The following is an 18838-nucleotide window of genomic DNA, read 5'->3' as shown; positions in this document are numbered from 1 at the left end:
CGCCGGCGACCTTTCAGGACCGGGGTGAACACGGCCTGTCCGTACCGTGTCCACCGGGCGGCGGACCGGCGGGAACGTCATATCTGCCGGCAGCAAACATGTGAATCCCGCTATGATTTCCGCCGGAGGCGGACGCCCAAATCGTCCCTCGCGGCACGCGGAATCGGTCGGCCGAGCACCGATTCATGGCGTATTCAAAGAAAAGACACCGATTGGCGAACCGCGCTTAAGAACCGCCGGTGAGGTACAGCTCGTTGTGTTGACCGACCGCCGGCGGCGGGTCGGTGACCGTGGCGTCGAAGCTGGCGAAGCGCGCCGGGGTGCGGATCACGGTGACCGCGGCCTCGCCGTCGCCGACGACCAGGGCGAGGTCGTTCTCCGCGAACAGCGGGGTGTCCACCACCTGTTTCCAGCTGTAGGCCAGGCAGGCCATCAGGCCGCCCTGCTGCAGCAGCTCGACCCATTCGGCCGCGGTCTTGGTGGCCAGCGCCTGCTCGAGTTCATCGGTCAGTTCCGGATAGTTGATCGCCCGGGACCGCTGGTCGGCGAACCGCTCGTCGTCGATCAGGTCGGGTCTGCCGATGATCTCGCACAGTTTGGTCCAGTGCTTGGGCACGTAGGCGCTGATCACCAGGTAGCCGTCGGAGGCGCGGAAGGCGTCCGACGGCTGGGTGGCAAAGCCGACGCCCTTACGTTTCTTGACCGGCGCGTCGGGTTTCGGGGCCGGCGCCGGCGCGCCGGTCTTGTTCAGGTGAATGGTCAGCTGATTGGCCTGCAGGCCGACCGCGACGTCGTACATCGCGACCTCGACGAGGTCGCCGACGCCGTGCCGTTCCCGATTGAGCAGGGCGGCCAGCACCGCCTGGGCCAGCACGTGACCACTGGCATTGTCGACCAGCTGGAACGGGATGATCTGCGGCTTGCCGCTGGGCGTCGGCATGCCGGTGCTCATGCCCGCTTCGGCGGCGACCATCAGATCGACGCCGGGGCGTGAGCCGTGGGGTCCGTTGCCGCCGTAAGCGCTCAGCCGGGCATAGATCAATGTCGGGTTGCGGGACCGCAGTTCGTCCGGACCGAGGCCGAGCCGTTCCATGACGCCGGGCCGGAACCCTTCCAGCACCACGTCGGCGGTGTCGGCCAGCTGCAGGATCTGCTGCTTGGCTCGGTCGTCGGTGAGGTCGACGGCCACCGACTTCTTGCCGCGGTTGTTGGGCAGGAAGTAGGTCGCCAGTGGGGGCCGGCCGGGCAACACCGAGGTGAGGCGCCGGGACTGTTCGCCGCCAGGCGCCTCGATCTTGATGACTTCGGCGCCCAGGTCGGCCAGCACCTGTCCGGCCAGCGGTCCGGCCACGTTCTGGGTGAAGTCCAGTACCCGGAAGCCGTCCAGAGGTTTGGCGGCGGCGTTGTTCGGCATGGTTAGACAGATTAACGAGGCGCCGACGAGCGGGCGCGCATGGCACGGTCGCAGCCGGCGCACCGCTAGCATCGACGGGATGGAGACTGCGGCCACCTCCCACGTGCACGCGGCGCCTGCGCTGCACGACTCCGAATGGCAGCGCAACGCGCGGTGGGCACACCGGCTGGCCTGGGTCAGCCTCGCGGTGTTGCTGATCGAGGGTGGCATCGGTGTGTGGCAGGGCTTGGCGGTCGGGTCGGTCGCATTGACCGGCTGGGCCCTGGGCGGGGCATCCGAGGGCCTGGCCAGCGCCATGGTGGTGTGGCGGTTCAGCGGTGACCGGGTGCTGTCGGACACCGCCGAACGACGTGCCCAACGCGGTGTCGCGGTGTCTTTCTGGCTGGTGGCTCCGTATGTCGCCGCCGAATCCATCCGTCACCTGTTCGTCGGCGAGCACGCCGAGACGTCGGTGATCGGGATCGGCTTGACCGCACTGGCCCTGATCCTGATGCCGGTGCTCGGCTGGGCGAATCGCCGGCTGGGCACGCGTCTGCGGTCCGGGGCCACCGCGGGAGAGGGCACGCAGAACTATCTGTGCGCGGTGCAGGCCGCCGGGGTGCTGGTCGGTCTGGCCGTCACCGCGGCCTGGCCCGCCGGATGGTGGATCGACCCGGTGATCGGACTGGCCGTCGCTGGGATCGCGGTGTGGCAGGGAGTCCGCGCTTGGCGCGGCGAGGACTGCTGCTGATCCCTCCGGCGGCCGTCGGCTATTGGCCGGGGGAGCCGTCCGTTCCCTGCTGGGGGTTGATTCCGAAGGCTTTGCCGCCCTTGCCGCCGGCGCCGCCCGTGGCGAGGCCGTCGCCGCCGTTGCCTCCGTTGCCGCCGACGGACTTGCTGGTCGACGGGAGGGTGGCAGAAATCGTCGAATCGCCGCCGGTGCCGCCGGCGCCGCCGGTACTGCCGACATCGGTGCCGGCGCCGCCCTGACCGCCCGCCCCGCCGAAGCCGCTGCCCAGACCCGCGTTCTGCGCGCTGCCGCCGGCGCCTCCGTTGCCACCGGCGGCACTGCCGGCGCCACCCTGACCGCCGTTCCCGGCGGTGGCGGAAGCAGTCGAGGTGGTGGAGCCGATCGACGCGAAACCACCGACGCCCCCGTCGCCGCCCTTGCTAAACGTGCTGGTCCCGCCGGGTGCGCCGGCAGTGCCTGTCGCCGCACCCAAGCCGTTGTTCTCAGCCGATCCGCCTTCGCCGCCGACACCTCCGGTGCCGCCGGAACTGTTGCCGGCCGCGCCGGCTTTACCGCCGACGGCATTTGCCGTCGAGTTGGGGTTGTCGATCTGCGAATGGCCGCCGGCGCCCCCGGTGCCGCCATTTCCGATGCTGCCTTTGCCACCGGCACCGCCCGCCCCGGCGACGTTGTTGCCCAGTCCGCCGTTCTCCGCCTCGCCGGCGTTACCGCCGTTGCCGCCGGCGAATCCTGAGCCGCCGTTGCCGCCGGAACCGCTGGTAGCGGTCGCGGTGGAGGTCGTGGAGTCGATCATGCCGCCGCCGCCGTCGCCGCCGTCGCCACCTTGTCCGGCAAAGCTGGTCCCACCGGCTGCGCCGTCGGAGCCGGTGACGGTGCCCAGGCCGGAGGTGTAAGCCAGGCCGCCGTCGCCGCCACGGCCGCCATCACCGGTGCCGCCACCGTTGCCGCCCGCGCCGGCTACGCCACCGACGAGATCGGCCGTCGAGTTGGGGTTGTTGACCAGTGAGCTGCCGGCGGTGCCACCGTCACCGCCGCCGCCGGTGGCGCCCTGACCGCCGCTGCCACCGCCACCGGCGAAGTTGGCGCCGAGACCTTCGTTTTCAGCGTTGCCGCCCCGGCCGCCGTTGCCGCCGGAGGCGCCGTTGGTGCCGTCGCCACCCGTGCCGCCGGTGGCGGTCGCCGTCGAGTTCGCGTTGGCGATCAGTCCGGTGCCGCCGTCACCACCATCGCCTCCGCCGTCGCCACCGCGGCCCCCGTTGCCGCCGGTCGCGGTGCCGGTGCCGTGGGCCGTGGCCAATCCGCCGTCGCCGCCGCTGCCGCCACGAACGGTGCCGGCGCCGCCGTCGCCGCCGCGACCGGCGGTGGCATTCGCGGTGCCGGCTCCGACTGCGTCGCCGCCCTTGCCGCCGTCGCCGCCGTGGACGCCGTCGCCGCCGTTGCCACCCGTCCCGCCGATGCCGGCGTCACCCGCGCTCCCGCCTGTCCCACCGGTCCCGGCGCTGCCGCCCTGACCAGCGGTGCCGCCGTTGCCGCCGTTGCCACCGGTACCGGCCGCCAGGTGACCGCCCCGGCCACCCAACCCGCCGTCGCCGCCGCGGCCGCCGTCGCCGTTGGTGCCGCCGAACAGTCCTGGCGCATTGCCTCCGGCTCCACCGGACGCCCCGGTGCCGCCGCGTCCGCCCACGCCGCCGTCCGTCCCGGCCCCGCCGGTGCCGCCGGTTCCACCGATCCCGCCGGCTCCGCCGTCGCCCCACAACAGGCCGCCGTTCCCGCCTGCCCCGCCGGCGCCCCCGATCCCGCCGGGCCCGCCGAACTTGGTGGTGCCAGTGGCCCCCGGCACACCTTGGCCGCCGGCGCCGCCGGCACCGCCGCGGCCGAACAATCCGGCATCGCCACCACGGCCGCCGGCCTGCCCCACTCCGCCGGACCCGCCGTTGCCGCCGTTGCCCCACAACAGGCCGCCGGCGCCGCCGTTGGCACCGGTGCCGGCCGCACCGTTGGTGCCGTCGCCGATGAGCGGGCGGCCCAGGAGCAGGTTGGTCGGGGCGTTGATCGCCGCCAGCACTGCCTCTTCAAAGCTCTGCACCGACGCGACATTGGCCGCCTCGGCCCAGCCGTAGGCGCCCCCGGCCCCGGACAGGGCGCGTACGAACTGTTCGTGCAACGCCGCCGCCTCCGCTTGCATCGCCTGGTATTGGCGGCCGTGGGCGGAAAACAACGCGGCGATGGTCGCGGAGATCTCATCCGCGGCAGCGGCCGTCATCGCCGTCGTGGCGCCCGCGGCAGCCTGGCTGGCGCCGCTTACCGCCGAGCCCACTCCCGACGCCTGCGCGGCCGCAGCGGCAATTGCATCGGGCACTACGGACACATAGGACATGGTCTTCTCCTCGCCGCCAGATGGCTTACGGCCAGTTGGGCTGCCACCGGTGAGCGCATCGTATCGGTCACCCACCGCACGTTGGCCGATTTTGGCCAATTGGGTGGACCAAATATCGTTGTCCGATGAAAGATATTGCCGCACACCAATATTGGCGATCTATGTGCGGCTCAGTCCAGTCGGTAGCGGATCAGTCGCGAGCTGTTGGCCACCACCGCGACCGACGACGCGTTGTGCAGGATCGCGGCCAGCACCGGTGACAGCGCGCCGCCCGCCCCGATCAGCAGCCCGGCGGCATTGACGGCGATCGACATGCCGTAGTTCTGTTGGATGACGTCCACCGCACGGGCGCCCAGGTCCCGCACGTCCAGCAGTCGGTGCAGGTTGTCGTTGGCCAGCGCCACATCAGCGGTCTCCACCGCGACGTCGGTGCCGGCCAGTCCCATCGCGATGCCGATGTCGGCGGCAGCCAGGGCGGGGGCGTCGTTGATGCCGTCGCCGACCATGCCGACCACGTATCCTTCGCCCTGTAGTTGCCGCACGGTCTCGAGCTTGTCCTCAGGCATCACCTCGGCGCGCCACTCGTCGATATTCAATTCGGCGGCCACCACCGCGGCGATGTCCGGGTGGTCTCCGGTCAGCATCACGATCCGGCGAATGCCGTTGGCTCGCAAGAGCTTCAGCACGTCGGCGGCCTCGGGTCGCACTTCGTCGCGCAGGCTGATCAGGCCCACCAGTTTGCCGTCCACCGCGAGCAGCAGCGGGGTCTCCGCCTCGGCGCGCAGCTTGTCGACCCACTCCTGTGCCTTCTTGGACACCCGGACGTGCTCGGCGCGCAGCAGTCCCGGACTGCCGAGCAACAGGGTGCGCCCGTCGGCCCAGGTCCGCATGCCCAGCCCCACCAGCACCTCGCACTCCTCGTGCGGCGGAATGCTGATGTGGCGTTCCTCGGTGGAGCGGATCACCGCCTCGGCCAGCGGGTGCCGTGAGTGGATCTCCGAGCTGGCGGCGTAGGCCAGCACCTGCTCGGGTTCCCAATCCTTGTGCAGCGAAACGATATTGGTCACCACCGGACGTCCGACCGTCAGCGTGCCGGTCTTGTCGAAGACGATCGCGTCGACCCGGCCGGCCTGCTCGAGATGCGAACCGCCCTTGATCAGGATGCCGCGCCGCGCGCCGTTGCCGATGGCCGCGCTGATGGACGTCGGGGTGGACAGCCCCACCGCGCACGGGCAGGCGATCAGCAGCATCGTCATGGCGCGCCGCACGTCGCCGGTGACCAGCAGGGTCAAGGCGGAGACGACGAACGACGTGGGCACGAAACGGCGGGAGAAATTTTCCCCGACCGTTTGGATCGGGGCGCGGTCGTGCTGCGCCTCTTCGACCCGGGTGATGATGCGGCCGATGGTGGTCTGGTTGCCGACGGCCTGCGCGCGCACCACCAGCCGGCCGCGCACCACCACCGACCCGGCGTGCACATGTGCTCCGGCGGTGATCGAGACCGGCAGGTTCTCCCCGGTGATCGCGGACTGGTTGACCACGGCCTCGCCGGCCACCACCTCGCCGTCGACCGGGATCGCGACGTGGTCGTGGACCACTACCTCGTCGCCGATCTGGACGGTGTCGATGGCGACCTGCACCTCGGTGCCGTCGGGCAGCCGCAACCAGGCGGTGTCCTGGTTGCCGCGCAACAACTCCGAGATGGCGCGCCGGGTTCGGCGCAACGTCAGGTCCTGCAGATATTCGCCGATGTTGAGTAGCCACAACACCGTCAGCGCCACCACATTCTCGCGCAGCACCAAGCTGGCCACGGTGGCCGCACTGACCAGCGCATCGGTGCCGAGCCGGCCCGAGCCCACCGAGCGCAGCGCGCCGCGCAGGAACGGGTAACCGGTGAAGATGGTGACGCCGGTGGCGACCACCCGCCCGCTCGGGCTGAGCAATGGGGGGCGGGTGAACACATAGCGGCGTATCCCGAGCAGTGCCAGCGCGGCGCCGCCGATGACCATGCGCAGCACGTCGGTGTTGCGGATCTCCGACGAGTGCGGGGCCCGAGCCGCAATCAGTTCCGCCGCAGTGCTTTTGGCGCCCGCTACGGCGTCGAGCACCGCGGCGCGGTCACAGCGGCTGGGGGAGTACCAGACGACGACCGACCCGGTCCGTGGGTAGGCGTGCACCACCCGCACGCCGTCGCACTCGGCGACGGCGTCCTCCACGGCGACGGCGCGCCGGGCATCGGAGCGAACCCAGTCGACCTTGATTCGCATCCGACCGGCGGCGTCGGAAACGACTTCCGGCGTCATGTGCTGGTCAGTGATCGTGGTCGTGGACTTCGCCGACGGCCGGGGTGGGTGCCTCTTCGCCGATGCGTTCGCGCGCTTCGGCCATCACATCGGCGATCTTGAGGCGGGCCGATTCGGCGGCTACTTCTGCCTTGCGGGTGCCGCGCAGACCCAGTTCGGCGCTCTTCACCGCGGTCTCGTGCAGGGGTGCTTTCCTGGCGGCTTTCTTGAGCACTTCGTAGGCGGTCACCCCGGCAAGCCCGGTGATCACCGTCGAAGCCGCCTTGGCCAGAAGCACCTGCACCGCCATCATCCGCACCTTTCTACAGGGTTTTCCCGACGCTAACATCCAAATATTGCGATATCAACATGAATCGTCGTGCCAACGCTCGTCCAATTCGGTTCAGGCTGCGGCAAAATATGCGCGGCCTATGTATATGCCGCATCGCGGGGCGCGATGTGCGGCGGCCGAAGTACCCTGGCTTGTCTACTGATTCCGTCCTCGGGTCCCTGCGCCACGAGCGGTGCGATGAGTTCAACCCGGACACGGTGCTTCGAGGAGCAACGAGTCATGAATTTCGGGAGCTACCCGCCAGAGGTCAACTCGGCCCTCATGTTTGCCGGTGCTGGGTCGGGACCGTTCCTGGCCGCGGCCGAGGCGTGGGGTGCGCTCGGCACGGGACTGAATTCGGCGGCGAGTTCGCTCCAGGCCGTGGTGTCGGCGTTGACCGCTGGTCCCTGGTTGGGGCCGTCGTCGGCGTCGATGAGCGCAGCGGCGGCGTCATATGCGGCGTGGTTGCGAGCCACCGCTGCACAGGCCGAAGAAACCTCCGCCCGGGCCAAGGTCGCCGTCGCTGCCTACCAAACCGCGTTCTCGGCGACGGTTCCGCCGCCGATCGTGGCGGCCAACCGCAGTCAGTTGTCGACCCTGGTCGCGACCAATGTGTTCGGCATGAACACCCAGGCGATTGCGGCCACCGAAGCCGAGTACGGGGAGATGTGGGCCCAGGACGCGGCGGCGATGTACAGCTACGCAGCCTCCTCGGCCGCAGCGACCGAGCTGACGCCGTTCGAACCACCCCCGCAGATCACTGACCCGGACGGCGTGGCCAACCAGGCTGCAGCCGGACGGGCCGCGACGGAGAGCGCCGTCCAGCGAGCCTTTGCCGCGGTGCCTAGCGCGCTGCAGAGCGCGGCGACCCCGGCGGCGGCCGCGGAGGACCCATTGCTCCTGCTCGCCGTGCTGGGCGATCTGTCCACCATCACCTTCGGCCTGTCAGCGGCCATCGCCACCCTTGGGCTCGGCGTGCCTGCCAGTGTGCTCGGGGTGGTCAACCTTCCGGTCGCCATCTACAGCACCATGGTGGGTCTGCACAGCGACGAGATCCTCAGCGGCTGGGATGGCGTTATGCCCTTTCCGAGCACGGAGCCGGCGCCGGTGGAGCCGTTTCCGGCGCCGCTGCTCAACTTGCCGGCGGGCACGGTACCGCCGCCGAAGTTGTCGGCCGGTCTGGGTGAGGCCAAAACGGTCGGGGCGTTGTCCGTGCCGCCGACGTGGACCGTCGCCACCCCTTCGGTGCGCCCGGTCGCGTACACGCTGCCGGCGCTAGCTGGATCCGCAGCGGAAGTCGCCGCCGTACCGGTGGCGGGAGCCGGCTCGGCCGGCACGCTCGGTCAGCTGGCACTGGCGGGCATGGCCGGACGAGCCATGGCCGGAACCGTGGGCGCAGGACGGCGCGTCGGCAAGGATGCCGGGAAGGCGGTGGGGGCCGCTCGCGCCAGAACTGCTGGGACCCCCGGCGACAACGCGGCACCCGGCGAAACCGGTGAGCCGACCAACGACAAGCCCCGGGCTGTGGTCACCGGAGTCGCGGCCGAGCTGCGTGAATTCACCAAGCTGCGCGACGAGGGGATTTTGACCGACGAGGAATACACCGAGCAGAAGAACCGCTTGCTGGGTCGCTGAGGCCCCGGTAGGGCGACTGCATCAGTCATCGAGAACCAACGAGACGAGGTATGCGCTGCAGTGGATTTCGGCATCTATCCGCCGGAGATCAACTCCGGTCGGATGTATACCGGTCCAGGACCGGGGCCGATGCTGGCCGCTGGACAGGCTTGGGCCAGCCTGGCGGACGAGCTGCACAGGGCGGTCAACGGATATCAGTCGGAGGTGTCGGAGCTCACCGCAGGGACTTGGACGGGTCCGTCGTCCGCGGCGATGAGCGCAGCGGCCGCGTCATATGTGGAATGGCTCCGCGCTACCGCCGCCCAAGCCGAGCAAACCGCCGCCCAGGCCCGGGTGGCGGCCGCCGCTTACGAGGCCGCGTTCGCGTCGACGGTGCCACCTGCGGAGGTCGCCGCCAACCGCAGCCTGCTGGCAGCGCTGGTGGCGACGAATTTCCTGGGACAGAACACTCCGGCGATCGCGGCAACCGAGGCGCTGTACGCCGAGATGTGGGCGCAGGACAGCCTGGCAATGTACAACTATGCAGCTTCGTCGGCAGCCGCAACGGTGCTGACACCGTTCACCCCTCCGCACCAGAACACCGATCCGGGCGGGACGGCCGGCCAAGCCGCCGCGATCAGTTCGGTTGTGCCGCAAGCGTTGTCCGCAATGGCGGTCCCGGCCCAGTTCGAACAGTTCGAACTCCTGGTCGGCCTGGTCGGACTCTTTCTCGTTGCGCCAACCGAAATAGTGGCCCTTTTCGGGGTCTTACCGGCAGACGTGATCGGCAACTTCGGGGATTTTCCGCTGGCCGGGTTCACCGCTGCCTCGGGAGTCGATGACGACGAGACATTCAGCGCCTGGGACGGGGTGGAGCCGTGGCCCGGTACCGGACCGGCACCCGTGGAGCCGTTTGTGGCGCCGCTGGCGAAGCCGCCCGCGGGCGGGCTGCCAGTGCCGACGATGTCTGCGGCGGTGGCCCGCGCGAACGTGATCGGGGGCTTGACGGTGCCGCCGAGTTGGACCCGGACCGTCGCAGCCGAAATACGCCCGACCGCACTGACCACTCCGTTGGCTGGTGCGAACACGGCAGCGGCGGCAGAACTCGGCGCAGCAAACTCGGTCAATCAGATGGGAGCTGGCGTCATGGCCGCGCAGGCGATGGCCGGCCCGCCGGCCGGCGCGGACGGCCCGAAGAATGGCACGCCGGCGCGGCCCGCCGGCCCCCCCGAGCAAGCACCCACCGAGGATGTCGAGGTAGTGCCCGCTCCGCGGACCGTGATGACCGGCGTGGCTGCCGCGATCCGCGAGATCGCCGTACTGCGCGCCGCCGGACTGCTGAGCGAACAGGAATACACCGAGCAGAAGAAGAGCCTGCTGGAGATCTCGTTCGGCCAGTAGCTCAGCTGGCGGATGCCGGCCCGACTGATCACGCCGGTCCAGATCTGGAGGACGCGGGTTCCCAGGCCAGCTCCAGGCGACGCCGGTACCCAGTACGACCAGGACGGCGCCTACGGCGTCCCCGGCGCACCCGGGGAACCCGGCGGCGTGCCGGCGCCGCCGCCACCCCCGGGCCCACCGTGGGCCACTCCGAAGATCGAGCTGGCGTTGCCGCCCTTGCCGCCGTTGCCGCCCGGGCTGCCCGGCTGCGTCGCAGCACCGCCGGTGCCCCCGGTACCGCCGTCAGCGATCCCGGCAGCCTTGCTGATCGCCTCACCGCCGACGCCACCGGTCCCACCGCCGGCACCACCATTGCCGCCCGTGCCGCCGACGCCACCGGTGAGGTGGTTCGAGCCTTCGCTGTAGGCGATCCCGCCCGTGCCGCCGATACCACCGGCGCCGCTGAGGCTGGAGCCACCCACTCCGCCGGTGCCGCCGACCGCGTCTACCGACGAAGTGGGGTCGTAGATCATCACCTGGCCGCCGGTGCCTCCCTTTCCGCCGTTGCCGGTGGTGGCGTTGCCGCCCGCCCCGCCAGTGCCTGGGTCGACACTGCCGGTGCCGAACGAGTGCGTCCAACCGCCCTCGCCGCCCGCGCCGCCGGTGGTTCCTGCGCCGCCCGCGCCGCCGTCCCCGCCGACTGCCGTCGCCGTTCCGCCGACCAACTGCACTGCGCCGCTGCCACCATTACCGCCGGTGCCGCCGGTTCCCGTACCGGCGTCGCCACCCTGCCCGCCGGTGCCGCCGATCGCGTTCGCGGTGCCGTTGGTGATGGCCACGCCCGCGTTGCCGCCGGCGCCACCGTCGGCGCCACCGGAGCCGCCGGCGCCGCCGTCCCCGCCGTAGGCGTTGCCGGTCCCGCGGGTTGCGCCGTACGCGCCTTCCCCACCGCTGCCGCCGGTGCCCGTTTCGCTGGTGCCGCCGTCCCCGCCGCTACCGCCGAACGCCTCGGCGTCGGCTGTCGCGCTGTCGCTGCTAGCAGTGGCACCGTTCCCGCCGGCGCCACCGGTCCCGGAGGTGGCGGTGCCGCCCGCACCGCCACTGCCGGCCCAGACGCTGCCGTTTCCTTCATGGGTGGCCACCCCGCCGGCTCCGCCGGCACCACCTGAGACACCGGCGCCGCCCGTGCCGCCGTCGCCACCCGCGGCAGCCCCTGCTGAATCGACCTTGGCGTAGTACACGTCACCACCGATGCCGCCCTTGCCACCGGTGCCGCCGGAGGCATTACCGCCGGCGCCGCCGCGGCCGGCGAGCGCGTCGCCCGTCCCTTGGCCGACCACACCGCCACCCCTGCCGCCTTCCCCGCCGGCGACGGCGCCGCTGCCGCCGTCCCCGCCCGTTCCGCCGATACCGTCGCCGGCTCCGTACTGGAATACGACGTTGACCGAGCCCCCCTTGCCGCCGGCGGCTGCCTCGCTGCTGCCACCCGCGCCGCCGTTGCCGCTGCTGGCGTTGGCGGTGCCGGTGGGGTTGTAGCTTTGGGCCCCGCCGCCGTCACCGCCGTCGCCACCGTTGCCGCTGGAGCCGGCGCCCCCGGCGCCACCGTCGCCGCCTGCGGTGAATCCGATGCCTTCGCTGTAGGCATCGCCGCCACGGCCGCCGGTGCCGCCGGTGGTGCCCGCACCGCCGGCGCCGCCCTGACCACCGGTGTGGGGGCCGGCAACGGAGGAGAAGCTGGAGGCGTCGCCGCCGAGGCCGCCGTTGCCGCCGGGCCCGGTGCTACCGCCGTCTGCGCCCGCTCCGCCGGCACCACCGAACGCCGAGCCGGCGCCTTCACTGCTCGCGTTGCCCCCGGCCCCGCCGTGGCCGCCGCCGGCCGCACCGCTGCCTCCGGTGGCGCCCGCGCCTCCGGTGGCGCTGCCCGGCGCAGATGTCGCCGCCTGACCGCCGTCCCCGCCGGTCCCGCCGCGACCGGTGATGCTGTCGCCGCCGAGGCCGCCCATTCCGCCAACGGTGTTGTGGGTGGATCCACTGTTTTCGATAATCGCCATGCCCCCGGTTCCACCGGTGCCGCCGTCACCGGTGGTGCCGTCACCCCCGGCACCGCCGGTGCCTGCCGAGACCTGCCCGATGCCCGCGGTGTAGGCCGAACCGCCGTGCCCGCCGTCGCCACCGGTAACACCATTGCCGCCCACACCGCCGGTGACACCGGTGGCGGTTGCCATCGACCCCTCCAGGAAGATCACCGCGTGGCCACCATCGCCGCCTCGGCCGCCGGTGGTGGCGCCGTCGCCGCCGGCTCCCGCTGCGCCGCCGGTGGCCGATCCGGTGCCGTAGTTGTACGCGATGCCGCCGGCCCCGCCGCCGCCGCCGGTCGCGGTGTCGCTGCTACCGCCGGCGCCGCCGGCGCCGCCGACGGCATTGCCGGTGCCATAGCTGTACGCGTCCCCGCCGTAGCCGCCATAGCCGCCGATCCCGGTAGCCCCCGCCACGCCCTGGCCGCCGGTGGCCGTCCCGGCGCCGTAGACGTAGGCCTTGCCACCGGTTCCGGCCCCGCCGATCCCTGCGGGACCGATTCCGCTGGTCCCACTGATTCCTCCGGTCGCGTCGGCAGTGCCGTAGCCGGTGGCGGTCCCTCCGAAGCCGCCGACGCCGCCCACCTCGGTGCCTTCGCCGCCTGCACCGCCGGCACCGCCGACGGCGTGGCCGGTGTGCGTGGTCGACTCACCACCGGTGCCACCGGTGCCGCCGAAAACGCCGGTGCCGCCGGTGCCACCCTGCCCGCCGACACCGGAGCTGCCTGCCGTGCCGCCGGTGCCGCCGCTCCCGGCGGCACCCCCCTGGCCCGCGATGCCGCCGGTCCCGCCCATGCCACCTTTTTCGATGAGGTTGGTTCCGCCCTGGCCGCCTTTACCGCCGGTACCGCCCCGGCCGCCGTCGCCGTTGGTGCCGCCGTTGCCGGCGCCGCCGGTGCCGCCCTGGCCACCCTTTCCGCCGTCGGTGCCGACCAGGCCGGGGGACATGGCCGAATCGCCCTGCATGCCTGCGCCGCCCTCACCGCCCGCACCGCCTTCGCCGCCCGTGCCCGCCGCACCGGACGCGGCGCCGGCGTAGCCCGTCCCACCGATGCCGGCCGCCCCGCCGGTGCCTCCGTTGCCGCCGGTGCCTGCGCCCGAGCCGGTGTCGACCGCCCCGGTGCCGCCGGTCCCGCCGGTGCCGCCGGTGCCGCCGGTCCCGCCCGCGCCGCCGACGCCGTGCGCGCCTGCCGTCCCGCCGAACAGCGCCCTGGACTGTCCGCCGGCCCCACCTGCGCCGCCGGTGCCGCCGAAGCCGCCCTGTCCACCGTCGCTACCGGTTTCGCCGACACCGCCGCTGGCGGCGGTGCCGGTCGCACCGGCCAGGCCCGCGCCGCCGGCACCACCGGTCCCGCCGACGCCACCAGCCCCGCCCGCCCCGCCGTTGCCCCACAGGATGCCGCCATTGCCGCCGGCCCCGCCGGCCGCGCCGGCGCCACCGGTGCCGCCGATCACCCCGCTCGGCCCGGTCGCGCCGTTCGCCCCGATGCCGCCGGCCCCGCCGGCACCGCCGTGACCGAACAACCCGGCGTCGCCGCCGCGCCCACCGGCCATCCCGGCCGCCCCCGAACCGCCGTTACCGCCGTTACCCCATAACAGCCCGCCGGCCCCGCCGTTGGCACCGGTCCCGGCAGCGCCGTCGGCACCGTTGCCGATCAGCGGGCGGCCCAGCAACGCATTGGTAGGCGCGTTGATGACACCCAGCACGGCTTCTTCGAGACTCTGCAACGGTGCTGCGCTGGCCGCCTCGGCCAGGGCATAGGCCGAACCCGCCCCGAGCAACGTCTTGACGAACTGCGCGTGCGATGCGGCCGCCTGAGCGTGCAGCGCCTGGTACTGCTGGCCGTGGGTGGAAAACAGGGCGGCGATCGCCGCCGAGACCTCGTCCCCGGCGGCGACTGCCACCGCGGTCGTGGCGCCTGCCGCCGCGTGGCTGGCAGTCTGCACCGCCGATCCCACCCCGGACACCTCGCGGGCGGCGACGGCCATGATCTCGGGCACGGCGAACACATACGACATTCGTGGACTCCTTCGACGCGCGGCAACGGGAGACGGCTGGCACGTCGACTCCCGACCGGTCAGTCGCCATCGATAAGCCGCATCGTATAGCTGGGACATCGATAATTTGCTGTTTTCGCGCATTCGCAGTTGCGTTTCAATTCGGCACATAGGAGTCTCAAATGATCTTCGAACAATTCAAGTGATAGATGCATTTCTCGCAGGCCAGCGCGGCCCTCAGCGTGCGCAGTCTCGTCGGCCTGGGTGAATTCGTTGTGCCGCATCGTTTGCCGACCCGGCGGCAGCGCCGGGCCGTGCCGACAGGTGGTGACCGGTGCTCTATACGACTCGTGGCGAACGAATATTGCCGACCGGGCGGTTTCGTTGAATCGGGGCACGCGGAAAAGACTTCAAGCAATTTGCTGAATAGTATTCCACTACCTGGCTGTCACATTCACCGACACCGGCCGCCGGCGCCGAACGACGTGGTGGGCGCCCCCGACGCGGCGCCCGACGGCCGTCCCTGCGAATTGACGAGTCAGTTAATTCGATTTTGCCGTCCGAAAGCTTTCGTCATTTGTCCAGCACCCGGGTGACCTTCTCCGTTTCGACCCGACGCGGCAACGCGCCTGGGTCGGGGTTGGCCACCTGGACCAGCGACCCGCCCACCGACAGCACCGTCAGCAATCGGTCCACCAGGTGCTCGGGCCGGTCCCAGGCCAAGCTGGACAACACCCGATCCTCGCCGGTCAGACTCTGCAACGCCGCGGATTGTGCACAGGCGGCCAGCACCTGGGCCGCAGACTGACCGGCCAGCGCCGGGCCGGGGGTGCGCGCGGGGACGACCTGATCGCCATGCACCCGCACCGCCGTGGCGTAGTCGGTGACGCCGATCGGCAGATCAGGCACCGGCTTGCCGAAGGGATCCAACGACAGCACGGCGACCTCGCCACCATTGGCCGCGTCGTCGGCCTCGTCGAGCCGGTCGATCGTGCACAGCGCGACCTCGGCCGGTCCGTCCCGCACCGCTTCGGCGCCGATCCACCACACCCCGAACAGCACCGCCGCCGTCTGCCAGTGCGCCGGCAGCAGAACGGCGACCCGACTGCCCGGCCCGGCGCCCAGTTCGTCGCGCAACAGATTGGCCGTCTTGGCCGCCCAGTTGGCCAGCGTCACCGCGGACAGCTCGATCCGCTCGCCGGTGGCGTCGTCGTAGTAGGTGATGCGCGGGCCGACCGGGTCGGCGCGCAGCATCGGGTCCAGGATCGCTGCGGACAGCGTGGTCAGGGCAGACACGGCACGGTCAGTTTATGCACTCGGGGTTCTCGGAGCCCGCGGTCAAGATCGGTGACGGCGCCGGGACCGTGCCACCCGTGCTGTTGCCGGCCGCCGCACTCGAGACCCGCGCGGACGTAGCTGTCCCACCGTCGAGTCCGGATCCCGGGCCGGTGTAGTCGTTGGCCAGCACCACCCGCACCGATCCGGCCGGTATCGAGGTGTCGGCGACGACGGGCAGCCCGCCCAACAGTTTGGCGACCTCCTGGGCGCCCAGGTCGTCGGTCTTGGCGACCCGCACCTGACTGCCCTTGACGTGGCCGCCCTCGTTGTTGCCCACCGAGCCGGCGGTAAAGCCCTTGGCGCTCAACGCATCCGACACCGCCGACGCGAGGCCGTTGATGTCGGTGTCGTTGACCACGTTGGCGGTGGTCTTGGCCGGCGTGTAGGCCAGTTCCTCGGTTTTACCCTGATCCTGTTCGTGCAGCAGGCCGCCGACCCACTCCTGAACCTGGTGGGCGTCCACCCGCACCACGCTCTGCATGCCGTCGTCGCTCCAGCCGGCACCGTCGAGCACCGGGATGGTCGCGAACGCCACGTTGCCACCGGCCAGTTGCTGCAGCTGCCGCACGAAATCCATGATGTCCCAACCGGAGGACAACACCACCGAGCGCTGCACGGCCTGCTCGAGTCGTCGCAGGGTGGCGGGACTGGACAGCGTCTTCCCGGAGATCACCCGGTGGGCCAGCGAGGCCATCACCGCCTGCTGGCGCACCACCCGGTCCAGGTCGCCGCGCGGCAGTTCGTGACGCTGGCGCACGAAGCTCAGTGCCTGGGGGCCGTTCAGCTTCTGCCGGCCGGCGGGGAAGTCGGCGCCGGAAAGAGGTTCGTAGACAGCGTCTTTGAGGCACACCTCGACGCCGCCGAGCGCATCGGCGATCAGGGAGAAGCCCAGCAGTCCGATTTCGGCGTAGTGGTCGACGGTGACGCCGGTCAGGTCGGCTACCGTCTTGATCAGCGCTTCGCGGCCCGCCTCGGTGCCGACCGCGGCGGCCTCGCCGGCCGAGGCGCCGGCTTTGACCAGGCTGACGCGCTTGGTCTCGCGGGTCTGTCCGTACACGCCGTTGATCTTGGTCTTGCCCAGGTTGGGGGCCTGGACGTAGGAGTCGCGGGGGATCGATATCGCAGTGGCCGACTTCCCGTTGTCGGGGATGCGGATCAGGATGATGGTGTCGGTGTTGGTGGCTTCCTCGTCGCCGGCGCGCAGCGATGCCAGCTCCTCAGCGGAGAGCGGGTTGCCGTGCGCGTCGGTGCGGCTGTCCAGGCCCACCAGCAGGATGTCGATCGCGCCGTCGTCGGCTCCGTGGCCCAGCGAGGGTGCCGACATGTGGAAGATGCCGTCCTCGAACGACTTCACGTTGCTCCAGGCGACGCCGGTACCGAGTACGACCAGGACGGCCATTGCCGTGCAAACCACACGCATCACACGAGTCACACTCTGCTCAAACACCACTGTAGGTTACTTGCGCAACACCGGCTTTCCGGGTAGCCAGGCTCGGCGTGCCAGACTCAAGACATGTCAGCCAGGCTCGTGATCACCGGTGCGGGCGGTCAGCTCGGCAGCCTGATACGCGCACAGGCCACCCGCGCCGGGCGGAACGTGCTGGCCAGGACGTCATCGGAATGGGACATCACCGACCCCGCCGCGGCCGGGGTGATCGAGCCCGACGACGTGGTGATCAACTGCGCCGCCTACACCGACGTCGACGGCGCCGAAACCGACCAGGCCGGCGCGTACGCCGTCAACGCCGCCGGTCCCGAGCATCTGGCGCGTGCCTGTGCGCGCACCGGTGCCCGACTGATCCATATCTCGACCGATTACGTGTTCGACGGCGCGCAGTCGCGGCCCTACGAGCCGGGCGACCCGACCGCGCCCCAAGGTGTTTACGCGGCCAGCAAGCTCGCCGGGGAACAGGCGGTGCACGCCGCGCTGCCGGACGCCGTCGTGGTGCGCACCGCCTGGGTCTACACCGCTGGGGTGCACCGCAACGACTTTGTCGCGGTCATGCAGCGGCTGGCCGCCGGAGACGGACCGGTCAAGGTGGTCGACGACCAGACCGGCTCACCGACCTACGCCGCCGATCTGGCTGCCGCGCTGCTGGAGTTGGCCGACAGTGACGTTCGTGGGTGCCTACTGCACGCCGCCAACGAGGGTGTGGTCTCCCGATACGAGCAGGCCCGGGCGGTGTTCGAGGAAAGCGGCGCCGACCCGCAGCGGGTCAATCCGTGCGGCACCGACGAGTTTCCGCGGCCCGCCACGCGCCCGTCGTATTCGGCGCTGTCCAATCGGGCCTGGGTGGCGGCGGGACTGGCCCCGCTGCGTCCGTGGCGCAGTGCGCTGGTCGCGGCGTTGACCGCGGCGACCGATCGACCGTTACCCTCAACGCGTGACTGACGTTCTGCCGGTCGTTGCGGTGACCTATTCGCCGGGCCCGCACCTGGAGCGGTTCCTGGCGTCGTTGTCCTTGGCCACCGAACGTCCGGTCAGCGTGCTGCTGGCCGACAACGGCTCCACCGACGGAACACCGCAGGCCGCCGTCCTGCGCTATCCCAATGTGCGGTTGCTGCCCACCGGGTCCAACCTCGGCTACGGGACGGCAGTCAACCGCACCGTCGCCAAGCTCGACCAGCGCGACGAAAACTGGATGGACGACTGGGTGATCGTGGCCAACCCGGACGTGCAGTGGGGCCCGGGCAGCATCGACGCGCTGCTGGACGCCGCTGCCCGGTGGCCGCGGGCGGGTGCGCTGGGCCCGCTGATCCGGGACCCCGACGGGTCGGTGTACCCGTCCGCGCGTCACCTGCCCAGCCTGGTCCGCGGCGGCATGCACGCGGTGCTCGGCCCGGTCTACCCGCGCAACCGGTGGACCCGTGCGTACCGGCAGGAACACCTGGAGCCCAGCGAGCGCCCGGTGGGCTGGCTGTCGGGGTCGTGCCTGCTGGTGCGGCGCGCGGCGTTCGACCAGATCGGCGGTTTCGACGAGCGCTACTTCATGTATATGGAGGACGTCGACCTCGGCGACCGGCTCGGCAGAGCCGGCTGGCAGTCCGTGTACGTCCCCACCGCTGAGGTGCTGCACCACAAAGGCCACTCCACCGGCCGGGACCCGGCCAGCCACCTGGCTGCGCATCACCGCAGTACCTATATCTTCTTGGCGGACCGGCACTCCGGATGGTGGCGCGCCCCGCTGCGCTGGACGCTGCGCGGTTCGCTGGCGGTGCGTTCGCGCCTGATGGTGCGCAGCGCGCTGCGCCGGTCGCGCAAATCGTTGCAGCGGGAACTGGCAGAAGGGCGGCACTGA

General features: G+C 71.3%; 12 protein-coding genes. 5 read left to right on the top strand and 7 right to left on the bottom strand.

All coding sequences use genetic code 11. The annotated features are described in order from the left end of the window. Positions 1 to 226: 226 nt before the first annotated feature. Positions 227 to 1414 (bottom strand): CoA transferase, encoded by a 1188-nt coding sequence (locus AC5Y5Z_RS20915; RefSeq protein WP_463828294.1) that lies wholly within the window; start codon positions 1412 to 1414, stop codon positions 227 to 229. 79 nt (positions 1415 to 1493) lie between these two features. On the opposite strand from AC5Y5Z_RS20915, the gene AC5Y5Z_RS20910 reads away from it, so the two are divergent. Further along, entirely contained in the window at positions 1494 to 2144 is a 651-nt protein-coding gene (locus AC5Y5Z_RS20910; RefSeq protein ID WP_463828293.1) for a cation efflux transmembrane domain-containing protein, read from the top strand. A gap of 19 nt (positions 2145 to 2163) precedes the next feature. Here AC5Y5Z_RS20910 and AC5Y5Z_RS20905 read toward each other — a convergent pair whose 3' ends face one another. From AC5Y5Z_RS20905 to AC5Y5Z_RS20895, 3 genes are all read right to left on the bottom strand, one after another. Further along, the gene (locus AC5Y5Z_RS20905) at positions 2164 to 4521 is read right to left on the bottom strand and encodes a PE family protein (protein WP_499927288.1); all 2358 of its coding nucleotides are present in this window, start codon (positions 4519 to 4521) and stop codon (positions 2164 to 2166) included. Between the two features lie 170 nt (positions 4522 to 4691). Beyond that, positions 4692 to 6824: a manganese-exporting P-type ATPase CtpC gene (gene ctpC / locus AC5Y5Z_RS20900; protein ID WP_499927286.1), complete on the bottom strand. Its 2133-nt coding sequence runs from the start codon at positions 6822 to 6824 to the stop codon at positions 4692 to 4694. 7 nt (positions 6825 to 6831) lie between these two features. After that, positions 6832 to 7113 (bottom strand): DUF1490 family protein, encoded by a 282-nt coding sequence (locus AC5Y5Z_RS20895; protein ID WP_463828290.1) that lies wholly within the window; start codon positions 7111 to 7113, stop codon positions 6832 to 6834. Between the two features lie 261 nt (positions 7114 to 7374). Between AC5Y5Z_RS20895 and AC5Y5Z_RS20890 the strand changes: the two genes are divergently transcribed. Continuing rightward, a complete protein-coding gene (locus AC5Y5Z_RS20890) occupies positions 7375 to 8769 on the top strand; it encodes a PPE family protein, SVP subgroup (RefSeq protein ID WP_499927284.1) in 1395 nt (464 codons plus the stop codon). A 60-nt stretch (positions 8770 to 8829) separates the two neighbouring features. After that, positions 8830 to 10149 carry a PPE family protein gene (locus AC5Y5Z_RS20885; protein ID WP_499927282.1) on the top strand — a complete coding sequence of 440 codons (1320 nt, stop codon included), beginning with the start codon at positions 8830 to 8832 and terminating at the stop codon, positions 10147 to 10149. Between the two features lie 110 nt (positions 10150 to 10259). On the opposite strand, the gene AC5Y5Z_RS20880 is transcribed toward AC5Y5Z_RS20885, so the two are convergent. The 3 genes from AC5Y5Z_RS20880 to AC5Y5Z_RS20870 form a co-directional block, all read right to left on the bottom strand. Next, positions 10260 to 14222, bottom strand: coding sequence for a PE family protein (locus AC5Y5Z_RS20880; RefSeq protein ID WP_499927280.1), 3963 nt, complete (start codon positions 14220 to 14222; stop codon positions 10260 to 10262). 552 nt (positions 14223 to 14774) lie between these two features. Beyond that, the gene (locus tag AC5Y5Z_RS20875) at positions 14775 to 15455 is read right to left on the bottom strand and encodes a TIGR03089 family protein (RefSeq protein ID WP_463828358.1); all 681 of its coding nucleotides are present in this window, start codon (positions 15453 to 15455) and stop codon (positions 14775 to 14777) included. 49 nt (positions 15456 to 15504) lie between these two features. Next, positions 15505 to 16959, bottom strand: coding sequence for an LCP family protein (locus tag AC5Y5Z_RS20870; protein ID WP_473139793.1), 1455 nt, complete (start codon positions 16957 to 16959; stop codon positions 15505 to 15507). A 93-nt stretch (positions 16960 to 17052) separates the two neighbouring features. On the opposite strand from AC5Y5Z_RS20870, the gene rfbD reads away from it, so the two are divergent. Both rfbD and AC5Y5Z_RS20860 read left to right on the top strand, forming a co-directional pair. Next, positions 17053 to 17931 carry a dTDP-4-dehydrorhamnose reductase gene (gene rfbD, locus AC5Y5Z_RS20865; RefSeq protein WP_499927278.1) on the top strand — a complete coding sequence of 293 codons (879 nt, stop codon included), beginning with the start codon at positions 17053 to 17055 and terminating at the stop codon, positions 17929 to 17931. Further along, positions 17924 to 18838, top strand: a complete 915-nt coding sequence (locus tag AC5Y5Z_RS20860; RefSeq protein ID WP_463828285.1) for a glycosyltransferase family 2 protein — start codon at positions 17924 to 17926, stop codon at positions 18836 to 18838. Before rfbD ends, AC5Y5Z_RS20860 begins: the two co-directional genes overlap by 8 nt.

The sequence above is a fragment of the Mycobacterium sp. NGS29 genome, assembly GCF_059812965.1.
The sequence above is the reverse complement of the archived record's forward strand: the minus strand, read 5'-3'. Positions and strand labels throughout refer to the sequence as shown.